Genomic DNA, 17,087 nt, shown 5'->3' on the forward strand with positions numbered 1-17,087 from the left:
AACGAAACGGCGCAGGCTGAGGCTGTCGTACAGCGCCTCTTCGCATGCAAGGTCGGCGAGATTGAACCAGTGCTGCACAAAATGGATTCGCAACATGCGCTCCAGCGCAATCGGCGGGCGACCATTGCCGCGTTTCGGATAAAACGGCTCCACCACCGCGCACAGCTGCGCCCACGGCACGATCGTGTTCATCTCATCGAGAAACACCTCGCGTCGCGTAGGTTTGCGCTGCGCCCCGAATCCCGCGCATTGATCGACAGCCATCGCCAGTGTCAGTTGCTTCATCGCTTTTTGCTTTCGCCGTTGCATGCTCACGCTATAACGCCTGACAGTCGTGAACGGTGGACTTGATCAGCATTGCCTTAAGGCGAAACCACGTTCTACGAACGTGGTGATTCACTTCACAACGGACAACTCGTTGAGTTAGACAGAAATTCAAGCGACTTTCAGGTCGCACGTGAGCCTTCATGCCGAAGTGCCATGCATTTCCTTCCTTCATCATCAACCCGCGCCCACACAGCGAGATGCCGATTTCGTCGAACAACTTGCGCGTCAAATCGTGCTTGAGCAACAGACGCCGAAACTTCAACAGCGTGGTTGCATCCGGCGCGTTCTCAACAGCCAGATCGATGCCGGCGAAGGCGCGCATCGCGAGGCTGTCATAGAGCGCGTCTTCAAGCGCTTCATCCGACAACCCGTACCACTGCTGCAGGAAATAGATCCGCAGCATTCGTTCCAGGCCTATCGGCGGTCGGCCCCGCTCGCCCTTCGGGTAGTACGGCTCGATCGCCGCCAGCAAACGCGGCCACGGGACGGCCTTCTCCATCTCGGCCAGGAAGCGCTGACGCTTGGTCACGCGCGTCTTGCCTGCACTTTCCGCCTCTGCAAAACTGATCTGCCGCTTCATCACTATGGGTCCGTTCCGTGATCTTCCTACTACAACGTTCTCCACCACGTCTGCGATGACGGCCGCGTCAGATTAATCAGCGTTTCCCTAGCTGTTTCGTGCATCCGGATATTGCGGGTTGTGTTATTGCAACATGCAGCGAACGGGAAGGTGTTTCGGTCCACAAACGAAGTTTGACTCCATGTATTCGATCTCACCCACTAGCTCAGCGCGTTGCAATCTCGGAATCAGCTCATCGAACAGAATCCGCATCTCCATGTGCGCGAGATGTTGACCAAGGCATACGTGGCCGCCGACACCGAACGCGATATGTGGGTTGGGTCTGCGATCAATATTGAATGTGAATGGCGAAGGGAAGACTTCTTCGTCGCGATTCGCCGAGCCATAGCACAACATCAGCCAATCTCCCTTGCGAATTTTTCGGCCTCGGATATTAGTGTCGGCAGTCGCTGTACGCATGAAATGATGAACCGGCGATGCGAATCTAAGGCATTCATCGATAAACTGTGGAATGAGCGATCGATTTGCCTGAAGCTGTGGTAGCAACTCCATAAAGCGGCACAATGCCCACATTGCGACCGACGTGGACGACGACACTGTATGATGCCCTGCGGCAGCGATAATTACGTAATAGCCGAGGCGGGTTACGTCATCGATAGGCTGCCCATTGATGACCGCGTTGGCTAGCAAAGTCGCGACATCATTGCGCGGGTCCTTCCGGCGCGCTTCGTTTAAGCTTTCGAAGTACTCCCTGAAGTCGTCAACTACAGACAGGAGCGCCTTGCCCGTCGCACTGCTCGCGTCGCCTTGGCGCAGCGTATCGCGTGTGTATTCGGCGTCCTCACTCCCGAACATCTCGTAAGTTAGTGCAAGTATGTGAGGAAAATCCTCCTGAGGGACGCCGAGAATATCCATGATTACGTGCAGTGGGTACTGCGACGCGAATGTGCCTGAAAAATCGATCACCTTTCCGTTGTGTTGCTGCAGCTTCGCGACCATCGTACGGGCTAGCGATCTAATACGGTCTTCAAGCTTGAGAATACTGTTCGGCATGAACCAGGATTGAGTCAGCGCGCGTAAACTTTTGTGTTCTTCGCCGTCGATGTGCACGAGCGATCGAACAATGTTCGGCGAACCGGTCGCGGACATAATATGCTCGATCGATGCTTTAGGGCGACACACGACAGAATAATCTCCATTGTGGAATAGAGAATTATTCCGTGAGATCATAGAGACGTCGGCGTGTTTTGTAATCACCCAAAACGGGTCATGCCCGTCAGCCGTCGCTCTCCCGACAGGGTTGTTTGCGCGTGCCCAAGTGTAAATTTCGTGGAGGCCATCGATGTCCGTGTGGGACTTCGGATCGACGATGCGGTTCGCTATTTCTCTTGGTAGGTCATATTTTTGCATTCTGTTGAAGTCCAGGTGAGGTTCGTGTTAGTGGACGCGCGACACGAACAAGCGTCTACGCGCGCGATGATCCAGTCTGTTAACGTAGAGAGCTCCTTTCAATTGATGCTTGCCGATCGATTTAACTTTATCGCAGGCGTGTGCTCCCTGCGGGTGGTGATTGGTGTGTTGGCTGTCCATTTGCGTCTGGCGCGACTCGCCAACGCTGGCAGCGTCAGTCGGGTCATTTGGGAGGATCGATCGGTGCTGTGAGTCGTTGCATTCCAGCATGTTTAGCTCTATTCAGAACTTTTGACGGATCGCGGCGCGAGCAAGGATCTGGCGATTGCTGGATGAGTCACCCACATTCGCGACGCTTGCAATAGCGGGGACCCCAAGAGACGATGTTCCAGATGCTTGTTGCCAACCGATTTCGAAATAGACGTCGGTTCGCTTGGATAAAAAGTAGTCTGTTGAAATCGTTACTTGGTTGAAGTGCTGGTTTCCGAGTATATGTCCCGAAACGTCTTGAATGCCATTCGATTGCAAGTAGTCGTATGATACTGCGACTGTCCACGCTTGGCTGAAACGATACATTATTCCGACATCGTAGTTGTTGAATATGACTGTTCCGTCCAGATGAGACAGGGCGAGATTCGCGTATTGAACATTAGAGAACGATGCTGCCACGATGACTGGGCCGATTGTGTAGTTGGATGCTACGACTACAGACTGGTACGCCTGGGCGGAGCCATATCCACTGTTGATAGCACCTTGAAGAGGAGAGATCCCATTCAAATAGGCAGTAAAAAATCCTGTGCCTGGCGCTGCGGTGGGGTTCTTAAAGTACTCGAATGCTGCCCCCAGTTTCAATGGCCCGTTCACGTAACCTGCACCTACCGAATAACCACTGGTAGATGTGAAGTTACCGGGAATACCACCAAAGCTGTACTCAATTCCGAAGCTCGCGCCGTAGATGTCAGGGCTCATGTATCGGACAGAATTATTCGGTCGAACCGTGTTGGACGCATTGTCCAGATCCCCTGGGTGTCCCGCCGGCGCGCCTCCGACCAGCGCTTCGGCAGTCAGCGGCTCGGGAAAGTAGAAGATCATGTCGTATTGACGTCCAAATGTCAGGCCGCCCCAATTGTCGCTTTTGATACCGATGAAGGCTTGACGACCAAATAGCAGGCCGCCCTGACCAGCCTTACCTTGATTTAGGTTTGCGCCTGACTCAAGGGTGAACGTTGCATGTAAACCGCCACTGAGGTCCTCGCTTCCGGTCATGCCCCATCGACTTCCCATGAGGCCGCTAAGCGAGTCAAGCGAAATTCTCTTGCTATCAGCAACGTTGCTTTGGTAGATGATGCCTTCGTCGAGAACACCGTAGAGATTCACAGTACTTTGTGCTTGAGCCAAGGATGACGCACCAAATAAAGCCAGAAATATCGACCTTTCCCAACCACGCATAGTTAGATTTCCAGGGGGGGCGTGTGAGTGAGAAGCTCTATTTCGCTCGACGACATCTGTCTGCACTGCGCTGCGACGTGCTGCCACGATTGCGCCGATCCAAAATAGAGCGCTACAGCGGAAGAAAGCCACTGTATCGTTGATATGTGCAGTTGCCTCTTTGCATTTTTTGGAGATCATATCTGTGCGATTTAGGCTTTACTGTATGGCGTCCAAGATGTCAAACGGCTTGAGCGCGAGATCGCTTCACATTTCCAGAGCACAGATCGTGCCGACTCAGATTCGTCGGCGAAAAGGAGCCACCAGGCGCAGTGCGACGTCTTCAGGTGGATTGATATCCGATGAAGATTGTCGTGCGGACCGCCGATGTGCGACAGTCGTCATTTCGTTTGTGAGCATTTGGTCAATACGCGACAATTGACATGGGCTGAAGAGCCGTCTATTCGAACAAGAGCCCTCGTAAGAGATCGTGAAGCCGGTAGCGTCCTTGACTAGACGTGTAAAACGGGGGGGCTTGTCACGAGTCGCGCTGAACAATTCGTCTCACAAGGGCGGCCGTCATGCCGCGAAGACCACCGGTGCTGAGGGTTGACATACCCCCGGAAGGCAGGGTGTGGGGACGAGGCCGTTGGAATTCCCACGATCTCAGTGCATCGCTCAGACGGTGGTCCAGCGATATCTGTATCGCTTGTGGTTTTACGACGATTCATGCGGCTATCGTCCTGGGCGGCCCGCGCATCAGGCGCCCGACGTGGGCCGGCAGCGCGGCTGGGGCTATGCTTGGGCGCTGGGCCTCGACATCAAGAAGTTCTTCGGTAGTATCGAACTGGGAAATCATAATGCGACAACGAGGCTGAGCAAGGCGAGGCCGGCAACCATCGCAACTGGACCAGGCGCTAGACGGTCAACATGGCAAATGGCGACCTGAATCTGAACATTCTGCGCGATCAGCGGGCGACGTTCGAGCTGCAATTGGTGGCAGTATCAGCGCGGGCGGCCCGGCGTCGACGATTACGTCATCAGCATGTACGCGCGCGGCATGAGCGTGCGCGAGGTTCTGGGCCACTTGCTGGAGTTGTACGAGTTCGAAGTTGTCGCCCGACTTGATTTCGGCCGTCACCGACGAAACGGTGACCTTGATCGCACTTTGATTTCGATTTGGCCATCCAGCATTGGAACGCGCTCTTCCATTCGAGCGAGCCCGAACGACCTTTTTCCAGGCGGTGTTATGCACTTTAAGACCCTTTTACCAAGTGCCGCAAAGTGGACGAGCATAAGCGAGGAGAACACGGCGAAGTGGAAGCCAGCCAAGGTTTCGGGCAATCGCCGCTGTACCTGGCCAGCCGACGCAAGCGGTCGAGCCAGCCAAAGCTGCGTTCGACCACCCGGCGTCGGCCAACGCCACCTTGCCAGGTTGGCCCGTGGCCTGCTGAATCTGACAGGCCAGTTTCCCGACCTGCGCGCGTGTATATATTCGGATATATCGCTTCGATGGATTGTTGCTTATAGTGTGCCTACCGAGGACCGAAGGTCTGCACAGCTTGGAGAACAGATGAGGCTATCCTGGCACGATACATGTAGCTAACGGGGGCGACTGAAAAAGCATCCCTCTTTGCCGATACGCCGGTGGTCTGGTCGTAGAGGTTAGCGTTTTCATAAAAAGAACGGGCGTCACCAGGCGAATCCCCGCCAACCTGAATGCTTCGGTTTGTCCTGAAAAAATAGTTCTTCTCGGCATATACAACGCCGCCGCTGCCAATCTGCAGGGCGTTGTACTGTGTCTCGTCTGATCCGGTCGCCGTGCTCGGAATCAGTAAGTCAGTATGACTCCCGTTCGGCAAGGCTGGCCGCCGCGAGGAACTATGCGCGGGTTAGCATGGCTGCCAGAGCCGCATTGAGTGGGGACGGAACCGCCACTCAACGGTGTTTTCCGCCGCGGAGGCCAGCATGGAACACGATAGGGTTCTGGTGCAAATAGGTAAGCGTGCGTATTTCGGCGAAGCCGAACACGGATTTCGGTTGAAGTCGAACAGTGTTTCCGGAGGAAGATGAACAGCCGTTTCGCTTGAAGTCGAACGGTTTCGGAGAATTCCGGAATTGGTGTTCGGCGCTCCGAAACGCGTGTTCATCTTCCCGAAATCGGTGTTCAGCCTGCCGAAACGGCTGTTCACCCCACCGAAATGCGTGTTCGGTGGACCGAAACGAAAGGTGTGGTTTCGGTTGGCGGTACTGCGGATGGCTCAATCGGCCGGCGGTTATGGTGGCTCCTTTTTGGAGACACTGACGATGCCGGCTCACCGGACGACCTTGCGCAAGATAAAAGATGTGCTTCGCCTGAAATGGACCTGTAATCTGTCTCACCGCCAGGTGAGCGGCGCGCTCGGTGTCGGGCTCGGCACCATTACTCAATATCTTCAACTTGCCGCCTCGGCCGGCCTCGACTGGGCGACGATCGAGCCGCTGTCCGAAGCAGAACTGGAGCAGTTGCTCGTCAACGGCAGTGTTCCGACGACGGCCGCAGGCAAGCGCATAGAGCCAGACTGCGCCTGGGTCCACCGGGAACTGCGCCGAAAAGGCGTCACGTTGCAGCTGCTGTGGGAAGAGTACGTCGCCGCGAATCCCGGCCAGAAGACCTTGCGCTACACGCAGTTCTGTCAGCGATACAAGGACTGGGCCCAGACGTTGAAGCGGTCGATGCCCCAGCAACATTACGCTGGTGAGAAGTTGTTCGCCGACTACGCCGGGCAAACGGTGCCGATTCTCGATCGCACCGGCGGCATTGCGTTCAAGGCGCACATCTTCGTCGCCGTGCTCGGCGCATCGAATTACACGTACGCCTGCGCCACGCGCTCAGAAGCGACACCCGACTCGATCGGTGGGCTCATTGATGCGATGGAATTCTATGGCGGCGTGCCAAGGAAATCACCAGGTGGTGATTTTTGCGTTAATCAGCAGGTTCTGGTAATGCGCAGGAGTGCAGGAGAACCGGCGCCGTTGCTGAAATATTGCCGCCGGTTCCTTCACATTATGCGGGGGGTTAAAGTGAATCCAGCCACGCAAGCAGATCATCGTCGCGTTTCCATCGCGGCGGTCGCTTTCTCTTCGAGATCGGTTCGAGACGCTCGAGTGCCGCACGCTTCGTAGCGAGATTTGCCTGGGCATAGTGATTGGTCGTGTCGAGACTCACGTGACCGAGCCAGCTGCGGATCACGGTTACGTCTACGCCCGCTGCCACGAGGTGGACCGCAGCCGCGTGCCGGAAACTGTGCGGAGAAACGCGCTTCAAAGACAAGGTAGGAACAGTATTCGCGGCCGCCTGAACGTACTGTGCGAGCTTATAGCGCACTCCGGATGCCCCCAGCGGTACGCCATAGCGATTGACAAAAATGGGATCGTTATCCGCACGCGGTTGCCGCTTGAGGAGTGCCTTAAGCACGAGAACAGTTTCTGGCCATAGAGGACAGATCCGCTCTTTTTTACCTTTGCCGACCAATCTCACGTAGGACGGAGGATCGAAGCGAATGCGTTGTGGGCTAACATCGAGCGCTTCTTGGATGCGCGCGCCCGTGTTGTAGAGAAAACAAAGCAGCGCGTGATCGCGTAGTCCCTCGAGACTTGTGCGATCCGGCTGCAACATAATGGCATCAACTTCGTCTGGCTCAAGATAGGATGGCGCGCGAACGGCTTCACGCTTGGTCGGAATCCGCAGCACTTCGGCGCACTGCGCAGCGTATCCGGGCTCCCGTGCAGCGACAAAAGAGAAGAAGCTGTGTAGCGCGGCGAGTCGGCAGTTTCGAGTGCCGATCGTGACCTTGCGCTCTTGCTCGCATTGCTGCAAGAAGGCCCCTACCATGGCTGCAGTAAGGTCGCCAAGTACGAGCGCAGCTACGGTCCGTTTGCGCCTCGTAGCCGAAAACCGCAGGAATAATCTCCAGGTATCACGATAGGATCGCACCGTATGTGCTGAGAGATTGCGCTGCTCCAGCATGTGTGTGTAAAAAAATTCTTGGAGCAATCTGGGCAAAGGATCAATCGGCTTCATTGTCCACTCCTTCGGCGACGTGCAGGCTGTGAGCGCCGAAAGCACGGAAGCGCGCGCCTGCCAGTTGCAGCAGTTCATTGGTGATGGTCAAATAGGCCAGAGTCGAGTTAATGTCCCTGTGGCCGAGATACGTGGCAAGATAAGGAAGGCGAGCCTGAGGGTTGATCCCCTCGCGGTACCACTCGAGCATTCGATTTGCGACGAATGTGTGCCGCATATCATGAATACGTGGCCCGAGTCCGCCTATGTCAGGCTTTACGCCAGAAAGGCGCAGGACACGTACTAGAAGCTTCTCGGTCATCACGTAAGAATAGCGCCCGGCCCGTTGCTGATGCCAGAAAAGCCCTGAATCGGCCTGCTGTGGGCCACCCGCCAGTCGCCGCGCATGCAGGTAGTCGCTCAGTGCAGCCACGACGCTGTTAGGAACTGGCAATGTCCGCGATTTAAAAAACTTCGTCTCCCGAATCTCGATCTCGCCCAGATCAAGATGCACGTCACCGAGGTTGAGACCTACGATCTCGCCCAGGCGTAGTCCGGTGCAGTATGCAAGAACGAGCATTGTGTACAGGGTCAGAGGTCGAAGCGGTGCACACGGTGAGGGAAATCGCCGTGCAGTTTCGAGGAGGTGCTGCACTTCTTGCTCTGTATAGATGTGAGGACGCCGTCGCTGTTGCTTCAACTGCTGACAGAGTTGGCGGTCGGGCTTGGGCACGGGAATCATTGGCTCGAAGCGTCGCCACGCCCTGGCGAGATCGCGCCCCAACTCATGGCACTGCCAAGCATGCTCTGGCGTCGGCCGTATGGCTCGCCATTCTTGCAGAAGAACGGCGAGAGGTTGGCCGTCCAGATGCGGATTCTTCTGCAGATAGCGATCGAAGTATAAAAATCGGTTTGCTGGCGTCTCGTAGCGGTAGCCCATGTCGCGCATTAACGTGACATGGTAGAGCATGAGCGGACCGAGAAAACTTCCAAAGCGGGGAAGCGGACGTAGCGCTTCAAGCGCTGTCTCTGAGGAAGACGATAGTAGTGCACGCACGATGGGCGTTGTCGTTCGCTGGCCGTATTGCATCCGCAGTTTATGTAGCGGATTGCTCGCAATCGATCCTTCTGTCGCGAGAAAATCGAGGAACCGGTCGACGAGACGCGCGCGATGAAACACAATGTGCAAAGGCCATTGTGCAATTCGCTCGTGCAACCATGCTTTGATCGTTTGTTCATCCAGCGATCGTCGTCGATTGCGCTGCATGACAAACCGTTGGAAGCCGGACAGAATGCATCGGTAAACGACGGGTGTCTTTGCGTTGCGGGCTCCCAATTCCAGGATAAATCGTTCGATGCAACGCCCGTCAACATCAGGCCAGATTCGCTTCATGGCCGCTTCTCCATGATCGGGACTTCAAGAGCTACGCCGCGAAGATGCTCCGTAGCCAACTTCAGGTACGCGGCCGTAGAGCCGGCCGACCGGTGTCCCAAAAGGTCCCCAATCCCTTTTACCGAAACCTCAGCGCGAAGCAGGCTGATAGCGCGTGCATGTCGAAATGCGTGCGGACCGCATTTGCCAACTGGATATATCCCTGCTGCTTCGAGTCGCCGCCGCACTGGTGTGTACAAGCTGGAACCATTGTGAAATCCGCGATAAGGTGCTCGTGCGCGGACAAATATCTCGCGCACATCTGAGTCCGGTCGTCCTCGTCGCAAGTAGTCAAGCAGTGCGTCACCGACACTCGGAAGCAACGGCAAGACAGACTGCGATCCAGTCTTGGTATGACGCACATAAAATCGATCAGTTCTCCAGTCGATATCCTCCAGGCGCATTCGGGTCACCTCTCCCGCACGTAAGCCGTACGTCGACAGCAGCATCAAAATGGCGTAGTCGCGCAGCCCTATCGGGGAACGGTCCTGCCGGGTGTAGCCCAGGACAGCGCTGATGTCGCCGGGACGTAGCGCCGAGGGTATAGACTCATATGCATAAGTTGTTGGGACAATGATGATCCGAGAAAGATCGCGATCGGTACGCCCAGTCTCATACAGGTAACGAAGGAAGCTGCGAAGCCTCGCCGCGATACTCTTACGCGATACCCGACGCAGCGACGAAACTCGGCTTTGCAGATAGCGATCAATATCAGGCACCGTCATATGCATCAACGTTTCCGGGCCTTTGCACCGTCCATCGGAGCACAGGAATCGCTGTGCTTCGGCAAGAAGGTCGTCGACCGTTTCGGCTGCCAGCCCTCGCCATTCCCGGAGCCATTGACCGTACTCCGTGCACAGTTTCCGATTAAACCTTGCGTTGACACTGGCAGGGACCGAATCGGGCGGCCACTTGCCAATAGCCAGTCGGAGCAACTGATGAATGCCAGTCGTATGAGACGCTCTCCAGCCCGGCAGGGAAAGTGGCGAGTGACCGTGGTGACGCTGGAAGCGTCGAAGTTCACATTGAAGATACGCAGAGATCTCCGTTGGCCTCGACGCCTCAACATGTATTCGTCGCCTGTCGAGAAATCGAAGGAAGTTTGCCGCGACTGCTAAATAGCGATTCCGGATATGGACACAGTATCGCTTGCCTACCAGATGCTGCTCGAGTTTGCTGAGCAGCATCTCGTGCTTTGTTTGCTGACCGGACATGGTGCGCCTCCTTAAGCAGTTGCGCACCTCTAGCATGGCACCATCGAGATAATGTGAAGGAACCGGCCACTGATTCCCTCAGCGGCGTCGGTTCTGCTGCTGTCCTGCGCATTACCAGAACCTGCTGATTACCAAGGTTGCTCGTGCCCGACAACCCGAAGGCACTGATCTCGAACGCCGACCGCTACGAACCCACGCTCGGCCTGACCACGCAGGACTTCGTGAGCCATTACGATACCGCGATGCTGCCGGCGCGCCCTCGCAAGCCGAAGGATAAGGCGAAGGTCGAAGTCGGCGTGCAGATCGTCGAACGCTGGATTCTTGCCCGTCTCCGGAATCACCGGTTCTACAGTCTGGCCGAACTGAACAAGGCGATCGCCGGATTGATCAACGATCTGAATACGCGGCCGTTCAAGAAGCTCGATGGCACTCGACGCGAGTGGTTCGAGCGGCTCGACAAACCGGCGCTGCGCCCGCTGCCGACTCCTCACTACCGGCCAAGATGAATGTCGGTACACCGGACGTAGTCATTGTCGCCGCCCACGTGCGTCAGGAAGTCCACGCGCGCGTGACACGTTACGGTGTGGAAATCCTGCATGGCGGCAAACGCGTCGCCGCCCACGCTCGCAGTCGGCTCAAGGGGAAGTACACCACCGTGGCCGAGCATATGCCTGCGGCTTACCGCGCCCACATGGAATGGACACCGAGCCGGTTGCTGAACTGGGGCGCATCGATCGGCGTCAGCGCCGAGGCGATCGTCAGGCATCTGCTGACAAACCGTCCGCACCCGGAAATGGGATACCGCGCGTGCCTGGGTCTGCTCTCGCTGTCGCGCAAGTACGGCAAGGAGCGGCTGGAAGCGGCGTGCCAGCGCGCACTCGTGATTGGCGCGCCGACCCAGCGGTCCGTGCGCACCATCCTGCAAACCGGCTCCGACAAGCAGCCGCTGCCACAAAGCGGGGCCACCGAATGGCAGTCGCCCCTGCACGAGAACGTGCGAGGGCCCAAGTATTACCACTGACCCAAGGAGGTCACGATGTTGATGCAGCAAACCCTCTCCCAGCTCAAGGCCCTCAAGCTGGACGGCATGGCTCGCGCGTTCGAGGAACAGGCTGCGCTGACGGCCAGCACGAGCCTGTCGTTCGAGGAACGCTTCGGCATGGTCGTGGATCGTGAGATCGCCTGGCGCGATACCCAGCGGCTCGAGCGATTGCTCAAGTCTGCGAAACTCAAGAATCCCCAAGCCTGCATTGAGGACATCGAGTACCGGCAGAGCCGTGGACTCGACAAGGGTATCGTCGCCACGCTCGCCAGCTGTGACTGGATCCGCAATGCACAGAACCTCATCCTGACAGGGCCAACTGGCGCCGGAAAAACATGGGTCGCCTGCGCCTTCGGCCAGCAGGCCTGCCGACAGGGCTTCTCCGTGCTGTACGTGCGCGTCGCGCGGCTGTTCGAGGAGTTGAGGATCGCCCACGGCGACGGCAGCTTCACACGTCGGCTCGCGCAGCTCGCCAAGATGGACGTCTTGTTGCTCGACGACTGGGGACTGCAGGACGTCGACCAGGGCGCGCGCAACGATCTGCTCGAAGTGCTCGACGATCGCGTCGGCACGCGATCCACGATCATCACCAGCCAACTGCCCCTTGAACACTGGCACGCCTGGCTGCAAGACCCGACTCTCGCCGACGCAATCCTCGACCGCCTCGTCCATCAGGCTCACAAGCTTCCGTTGAAGGGCGATTCGATGCGCAAGAAGAACGCGCCCGATCAAAAAGTAGCCTGATCTCGAACACCCGCAGTACAATCTAAGCACTACGCAGCACCTCCCTCCAGGCCTGTTCGACTTCACCGAAACGGGCGTTCAGCTTCCCCGAAATACGCAGGTAAGCGGGTTGAGAAAGCTCATATAGGTAGGAAAGCTTATCGATCAAACAGGACCGCATTCCATACGGCGGGCGCAGCGGCCTCCTTGAGGCCGAGCTTCGCGAGATCGAACTGCCCCTTGCGAATGCGATGCGTCAACTCGATTCCTGAAATCGTGGTCGCGGCGCTCCCGAATCGCTTGAACCCGAGCATCACGTTCGTTCTGGACTTGATGTGGCGATGGTCCTGCTCGATCACGTTGTTCAGATATTTTGAGGACCGGACCTTCGTGTCTTCAGGCAGCAGACCATCGGTCTTCATTTCGCGCACCGCGCGGTGCGAGGCGGCATAGCCGTCGAGCGTGATGGTCTCCGGCGGCTGGCCCTGACGCTTGATGGCCTTGCTGAAAAAAGCTTTGGCCGCAGCCACGTCGCGTCGGGCTCTGAGCATGAAGTCCACCGTCTGGCCAGCCCGATCCACTGCCCGATACAGGTAGACCCACTTGCCGCGAATCTTCAGGTAAGTCTCATCGACACGCCACGAGCGACCCGCAGGTGTAGCAAAGCGGTTCCAGCGTTTGACGAACTCGGGTGTATAACGCCTCACCCAGCGCAGAATCGTCGTGTGAGCCAGCGACAATCCCCGTTCGGCCATCATCTCGACCAGATCGCGAAAGCTGAGCTTGTAGCGCAGGTACCAGCGAACGCACAGAATGATGATCTCCCGATCAAAATGGCGTCCGCCGAACAACTTCTCCGGACTCTTCAGCTTGCTCATCGCGGCTCGTCGGTTCGTTTTGGTCCGACAACTCTAACCCATTCGCCGGCCCTATTTGCACCAGAGCCATCAAAGCTATCTGGCTATCCGCGAAAATCGGGAAAGTCCATCCGGCAAGCCGTCGAAAAAACGCACGACCAAGGCGTTGATCGTGATTGCCGTCGAAATCCTGGAGCCCCGTGGCTTTGGTCGCATACGCCTGCAGCGTATTGATCGCGAGCGCGCGGCCGACATGCTTCCGTTTGTGAAGAGCGTTGTTGCCCCTGGCTCGGTGATTCGTACGGATGGTTCGCCCATGTACTTCTCGCTGGAATACCACTACGCGCATGACCGGGGCGTGGTGACGTCTATCGCTGACGGCGAGCGTCCTCCGGCACACGTGCCGCTACCCGGGGTGCATCGTGTCGCCTCGCTGCTCAAACGGTGGCTGCTCGGCACGCATCAGGGCGCCGTCAAACCTGAGCAGCTTGACCATTACCTGGACGAATTCGTGTTTCGCTTCAACCGTCGTACCTCGCGCTCGCGCGGGCTACTCTTCTATCGCTTGCTTGAGCAGGCGGTCGTGACGGCGCCGATTACATACGACGATGTAGTGGTCCGGAAATCACGCCGTAAAGACCACCAACTTCCACAATGCGAAAATGTGGAGCTAAATGGATAGCCCTTACGGATATACAGCTGCAACCCATCCTGTCGATGTCGGAACACACGAAACACTGGCGCAATCGGGGCGCGTTCATATACAACCAGTTGAGCGCAAGCCTTCACCGCGTTTAATCCCCAGCCTCAACTCTCCCGTACTCCGCTTCCGACTTTAGCTCTACACCAGCGGCGTTGATCAAACGGGAACATAAAGTAGTCGCGCACGGTGAGCGGTTCGGGCTGGTTTCGAAGGCCAACTNCCGCCCACTCATTCTTTTTCGGCCAGTATGCCGTACGGAAAATCGTGTCCCNGAGAGTCGTAAATGTCCCAAAGTTCCGGCCCCGGTGACGCACNTCCATTGAATGGTGAATACGGTGGAACTTTCCGTCGCTGACGATGTATCGAAGCAGCCCAAGATTAATGCGTGTGCTCGAGTGAGTCAAATGGACCTGAAAGGCAATCAGCGTCAGGGCAACAGTGGGCACGGCGCCAGATTCGAAGTGGATCAGAGCGAGCGGCACTGCTACGAATACCGCGTCAATAAGCGGCTCAGACACGTGATGAGCACAATTCCAAGCCGTTAGTTCGCGGATAGAATGATGGGTGGCGTGCATGCGCCACAGGAATGGAACAGCATGCTGTGCGCGGTGCATCCAGTAGCGGAAGAAATCACCGACAATCGCGACTAAAACGCCTGAAAGAATGGCGAAGCCCACGTTAACAATTGCGTTGTCTGAGTGAAGGAACGTCCCGAAGTTGACCGTCAGGAGCGGCTTCACTCCTAACCATTCCAGACTCGCAGTGTAGACGTGCCAGATTAATGCGCCGCATCCAATGCGAATGATCCAGTTCCGCACACCGCGAACGTATGAGGCAAAACTGTATCGGTAAGCCGGAAAGATCAGTTCGAGCGCGACGCAGACGGTAGCGAAGATCGCCACGAGCTTGAACGAGCTCACGAAGAACTGGGCCATCTGATTAACATCGAGAACGTGCATTTGTTTACTCCGGCAGACCGACCGAGTGCGCCGACCTGAGGTCGAAGCGACCGTCGTCAACGCGGCCATCTTCTTCACGGGCGCTCATGGGTCCAATAGTCATTGATAGCCAGCGCGGCCCAATAAATCCGGTCCGCACCGATAGCGCGCATTGCATCTAGCCTAGGCAGGTCATGTAATTTCCATTTCACCGCGGATTCAAACTGTTGTGCCGCGGACACACCAGCACGTGGCGTTGTTGCACAAATCGGCGGGCTGAGCGATGCGCTGACGTTTACGCGCAACAGTTCGAGCGGAGGCCCTGTTAACACTTCGGCTTCCTGCGTAGATTCTGGAAGATGCGCAGAGACACAACCAGGAAGCAGGCGGAGCCCAAGGCGAAATATCGCGTCAAGAACTGGGCGCAGTACAACGCGGGACTGATCGCACGAGGAGATGTGACGATGTGGATCGACCAGAGCATGTGTGCGCCACCTCCTGTGCAGGCCCCGAGGCGCGGCCACCCGGTGGTCTACTCGGATGCCCTGATTCAAGGCCTGCTCGGTCTCAAACAAGTCTTCCATCTGCCGCTGCGCGCACTGTGCAAGGCTTTGCCGGGAGCCTGCGCAAGCTCGCCTTTCCTGATTTGCCGGTACCGAACTACACGACGCTGTCTCGCCGCGCACAGAATCTGAAGATCGTGCTGCCGTCGTCGCGACCTGATGAGCCGCTGCACCTGGTCATCGACAGTACCGGCCTGAAGCTCTACGGCGAAGGCGAGTGGAAGGTGCGCAAGCATGGCTGGTCCAAGCGTCGCACCTGGCCCAAGGTACATCTGGCGATGGACGCGAACACCGGACAGATCTGCGCTGCACTGATGACTCATCAGGACGAAGGCGATGGCGAAGTGTTGCCTGATTTGCTCGACCAGATTCCCGCTGACGTGGCAATCGACACCATCGGTGGCGACGGCGCCTACGACTCCAAGGCGTGCCATGCGCGGATTGCGAGCGGCGCTGCCCCGTCGATTCCACCGCGTGAGGGCGCGACGCCGTGGCCGGAGAGCACGCCTGGCGCGGCCTGGCGCAATGCCGCCATCGACGCGATAGCACAAAGCAGCAGACGTGAATGGAAGCTTGCAAGTGGCTACCACCGTCGCTCGCTGGCTGAGAGCCTGATGTACCGGCTCAAGATCCTCACTGGCTCCTGCCTGTGGGCTCGCGAGATCGGTTCCCAGGCAACCGAAGTATCGGTTCGTGTAGGGGTGCTCAACCGCATGGCAGTACTCGCTCGCCCGCAGTCCGTCCGTATTGCCTGAGATCGAAAACATGGGGATCACTTCGTCCTTACGTTCGATTTATGCAACAACGCCTCAGCACGTACTATGCTGGCATTTCATGGAATTGCAAAAATCGATTGTTTGGATAAGACCCATTCGCTCCCCAAATGGTTTTCACCACGCCATGGTCAAGTCCTGCCCCCACAACTGCAGCGCAACGTCCATCGTTCGCAGAACCGGATCGAAGCGTATCACGCGCTGCGCGGCTTCATCGCCGAGGTCAGTGGCAGAAAGCACCTGATCGGCAAGACCGATCACGACATTGCGATCAATAACGAGTGCGGCCGGCTGCTGGCCAATGTCGTGACCGCCTTCAACGGCTCTGATGTGATGGACGACTCCCGCCCTTCGGGGCTCGGCATATGCCAAAGTGGAGAAGTCGTGACTTCCACGGCAAAGGAGCGTTCATCATGAAGATAGCCACTGTCGGACTGGATCTTGCAAAGACTCTATTCCAGGTTCATGGAGTCGATTCGCAGGGGCATATCGTCGTACGCAAACAGCTGCGCCGCGCTGACGTACTGGCGTTTTTCGCGAAGCTTGACCCGTGCGTGGTCGGCATGGAGGCATGCGGGTCTTCGCACTATTGGGGCCGGGAACTCACGAAGCTTGGACACACGGCGTGCCTGATTGCCCCACAGTTCGTTCGACCTTACGTAAAGAGCAACAAGACCGATGCAGCCGATGCTGAGGCAATCTGCGAGGCGGTAAATCGACCGCACATGCGCTTTGTACCGATCAAGACGCAGGCGCAACAGACGATGCTTTCACTGCATCGGGCACGTGCCGGGCTGGTTAAATCCCGTACGGCAGTGGCCAATCAAATCCGCGGCTTGCTGAGCGAGTTCGGCATTGTCCTGCCGCAGGGCATCCGGCTGCTCGGGCAAAGGGTCATCGAAGCCCTTTCCAATCGCGAGCAAGTTTGCGCCTCTTTTGAAATTCGAGTGGGCGGTTTGGCGGGTCAAGGGCGGGCGTGAGCCCGGCGCAGGGAACCCTTGAGGCGCTTTGAATCGACAAGCTGGCGCATGGCTGGTTGCGGCAGAATGCTGCAA

At 57.2% G+C, this 17,087-nt stretch carries 10 protein-coding genes and 7 pseudogenes; 8 read left to right on the forward strand and 9 right to left on the reverse strand.

Going from position 1 to position 17,087, the window contains the following annotated elements:
* The 4 genes and pseudogenes from A3CW_RS49590 to A3CW_RS0142710 form a co-directional block, all read right to left on the reverse strand.
* The coding region (locus tag A3CW_RS49590) for a transposase (protein ID WP_161782983.1) at nucleotides 1-285 on the reverse strand (285 nt) is incomplete at its 3' end.
* Nucleotides 286-454: 169 nt separating this feature from the next.
* Nucleotides 455-907: pseudogene (locus A3CW_RS49595) on the reverse strand (transposase); the annotation flags it as partial.
* A 123-nt stretch (nucleotides 908-1,030) separates the two neighbouring features.
* Nucleotides 1,031-2,317: a cytochrome P450 gene (locus tag A3CW_RS0142700; protein WP_035515669.1), complete on the reverse strand. Its 1,287-nt coding sequence runs from the start codon at nucleotides 2,315-2,317 to the stop codon at nucleotides 1,031-1,033.
* Between the two features lie 282 nt (nucleotides 2,318-2,599).
* A complete protein-coding gene (locus A3CW_RS0142710; RefSeq protein WP_028208972.1) occupies nucleotides 2,600-3,766 on the reverse strand; it encodes a porin in 1,167 nt (388 codons plus the stop codon).
* Nucleotides 3,767-4,615: 849 nt separating this feature from the next.
* Between A3CW_RS0142710 and A3CW_RS54180 the strand changes: the two are divergent.
* A pseudogene (locus A3CW_RS54180) lies at nucleotides 4,616-4,899 on the forward strand (transposase); the annotation flags it as partial.
* Nucleotides 4,900-6,052: 1,153 nt separating this feature from the next.
* Nucleotides 6,053-6,682: pseudogene (locus tag A3CW_RS49600) on the forward strand (IS21 family transposase); the annotation flags it as partial.
* 121 nt (nucleotides 6,683-6,803) lie between these two features.
* Here the strand turns inward: A3CW_RS49600 and A3CW_RS51890 are convergent.
* The 3 genes from A3CW_RS51890 to A3CW_RS51895 are packed head-to-tail and all read right to left on the reverse strand — an operon-like array spanning nucleotide 6,804 to nucleotide 10,433.
* On the reverse strand, nucleotides 6,804-7,808 hold the full coding sequence (locus A3CW_RS51890) for a tyrosine-type recombinase/integrase (RefSeq protein ID WP_081772086.1): 1,005 nt from the start codon (nucleotides 7,806-7,808) through the stop codon (nucleotides 6,804-6,806).
* Nucleotides 7,795-9,180 carry a tyrosine-type recombinase/integrase gene (locus A3CW_RS0142720; RefSeq protein ID WP_035515670.1) on the reverse strand — a complete coding sequence of 462 codons (1,386 nt, stop codon included), beginning with the start codon at nucleotides 9,178-9,180 and terminating at the stop codon, nucleotides 7,795-7,797. The genes A3CW_RS51890 and A3CW_RS0142720 overlap by 14 nt, the downstream gene beginning before the upstream one ends.
* Nucleotides 9,177-10,433, reverse strand: coding sequence for a site-specific integrase (locus A3CW_RS51895; RefSeq protein WP_081772087.1), 1,257 nt, complete (start codon nucleotides 10,431-10,433; stop codon nucleotides 9,177-9,179). The genes A3CW_RS0142720 and A3CW_RS51895 overlap by 4 nt, the downstream gene beginning before the upstream one ends.
* A gap of 128 nt (nucleotides 10,434-10,561) precedes the next feature.
* On the opposite strand from A3CW_RS51895, the pseudogene A3CW_RS49605 reads away from it, so the two are divergent.
* Nucleotides 10,562-11,454, forward strand: a pseudogene (locus A3CW_RS49605) (IS21 family transposase); the annotation flags it as partial.
* A gap of 15 nt (nucleotides 11,455-11,469) precedes the next feature.
* A complete protein-coding gene (gene istB, locus A3CW_RS0142750) occupies nucleotides 11,470-12,219 on the forward strand; it encodes an IS21-like element helper ATPase IstB (RefSeq protein WP_028208977.1) in 750 nt (249 codons plus the stop codon).
* Nucleotides 12,220-12,356: 137 nt separating this feature from the next.
* Here istB and A3CW_RS0142755 read toward each other — a convergent pair whose 3' ends face one another.
* Nucleotides 12,357-13,076 (reverse strand): IS6 family transposase, encoded by a 720-nt coding sequence (locus A3CW_RS0142755; protein ID WP_028208978.1) that lies wholly within the window; start codon nucleotides 13,074-13,076, stop codon nucleotides 12,357-12,359.
* A gap of 70 nt (nucleotides 13,077-13,146) precedes the next feature.
* Here A3CW_RS0142755 and A3CW_RS49610 point away from each other — a divergent pair.
* Nucleotides 13,147-13,737: pseudogene (locus A3CW_RS49610) on the forward strand (IS1595 family transposase); the annotation flags it as partial.
* A gap of 125 nt (nucleotides 13,738-13,862) precedes the next feature.
* Here A3CW_RS49610 and A3CW_RS0142765 read toward each other — a convergent pair.
* A complete protein-coding gene (locus A3CW_RS0142765) occupies nucleotides 13,863-14,717 on the reverse strand; it encodes a sterol desaturase family protein (RefSeq protein ID WP_028208979.1) in 855 nt (284 codons plus the stop codon).
* Between the two features lie 338 nt (nucleotides 14,718-15,055).
* Between A3CW_RS0142765 and A3CW_RS49615 the strand changes: the two are divergent.
* From A3CW_RS49615 to A3CW_RS49620, 3 genes and pseudogenes are all read left to right on the forward strand, one after another.
* Nucleotides 15,056-16,014: pseudogene (locus tag A3CW_RS49615) on the forward strand (IS5 family transposase).
* Between the two features lie 66 nt (nucleotides 16,015-16,080).
* Nucleotides 16,081-16,449: a Tn3 family transposase gene (locus A3CW_RS52915; RefSeq protein ID WP_154678218.1), complete on the forward strand. Its 369-nt coding sequence runs from the start codon at nucleotides 16,081-16,083 to the stop codon at nucleotides 16,447-16,449.
* Nucleotides 16,446-16,946 (forward strand): annotated as a pseudogene (locus tag A3CW_RS49620) (IS110 family RNA-guided transposase); the annotation flags it as partial. The gene A3CW_RS52915 and the pseudogene A3CW_RS49620, both read left to right, overlap by 4 nt.
* Between the last annotated feature and the right edge of the window lie 141 nt (nucleotides 16,947-17,087).

Source organism: Paraburkholderia nodosa DSM 21604, from assembly GCF_000519185.1.
Lineage (GTDB): Bacteria > Pseudomonadota > Gammaproteobacteria > Burkholderiales > Burkholderiaceae > Paraburkholderia > Paraburkholderia nodosa.

Excerpts from the sequence above, each read along its gene's own strand:
- istB (WP_028208977.1), top strand. The coding sequence starts at position 11,470 with ATGTTGATGCAGCAAACCCTCTCCCAGCTCAAGGCCCTCAAGCTGGAC.
- A3CW_RS51895 (WP_081772087.1), bottom strand. The coding sequence starts at position 10,433 with ATGTCCGGTCAGCAAACAAAGCACGAGATGCTGCTCAGCAAACTCGAG.
- A3CW_RS52915 (WP_154678218.1), top strand. The coding sequence starts at position 16,081 with ATGCTGGCATTTCATGGAATTGCAAAAATCGATTGTTTGGATAAGACC.
- A3CW_RS0142710 (WP_028208972.1), bottom strand. The coding sequence starts at position 3,766 with ATGCGTGGTTGGGAAAGGTCGATATTTCTGGCTTTATTTGGTGCGTCA.
- A3CW_RS0142720 (WP_035515670.1), bottom strand. The coding sequence starts at position 9,180 with ATGAAGCGAATCTGGCCTGATGTTGACGGGCGTTGCATCGAACGATTT.
- A3CW_RS0142700 (WP_035515669.1), bottom strand. The coding sequence starts at position 2,317 with ATGCAAAAATATGACCTACCAAGAGAAATAGCGAACCGCATCGTCGAT.
- A3CW_RS51890 (WP_081772086.1), bottom strand. The coding sequence starts at position 7,808 with ATGAAGCCGATTGATCCTTTGCCCAGATTGCTCCAAGAATTTTTTTAC.
- A3CW_RS0142755 (WP_028208978.1), bottom strand. The coding sequence starts at position 13,076 with ATGAGCAAGCTGAAGAGTCCGGAGAAGTTGTTCGGCGGACGCCATTTT.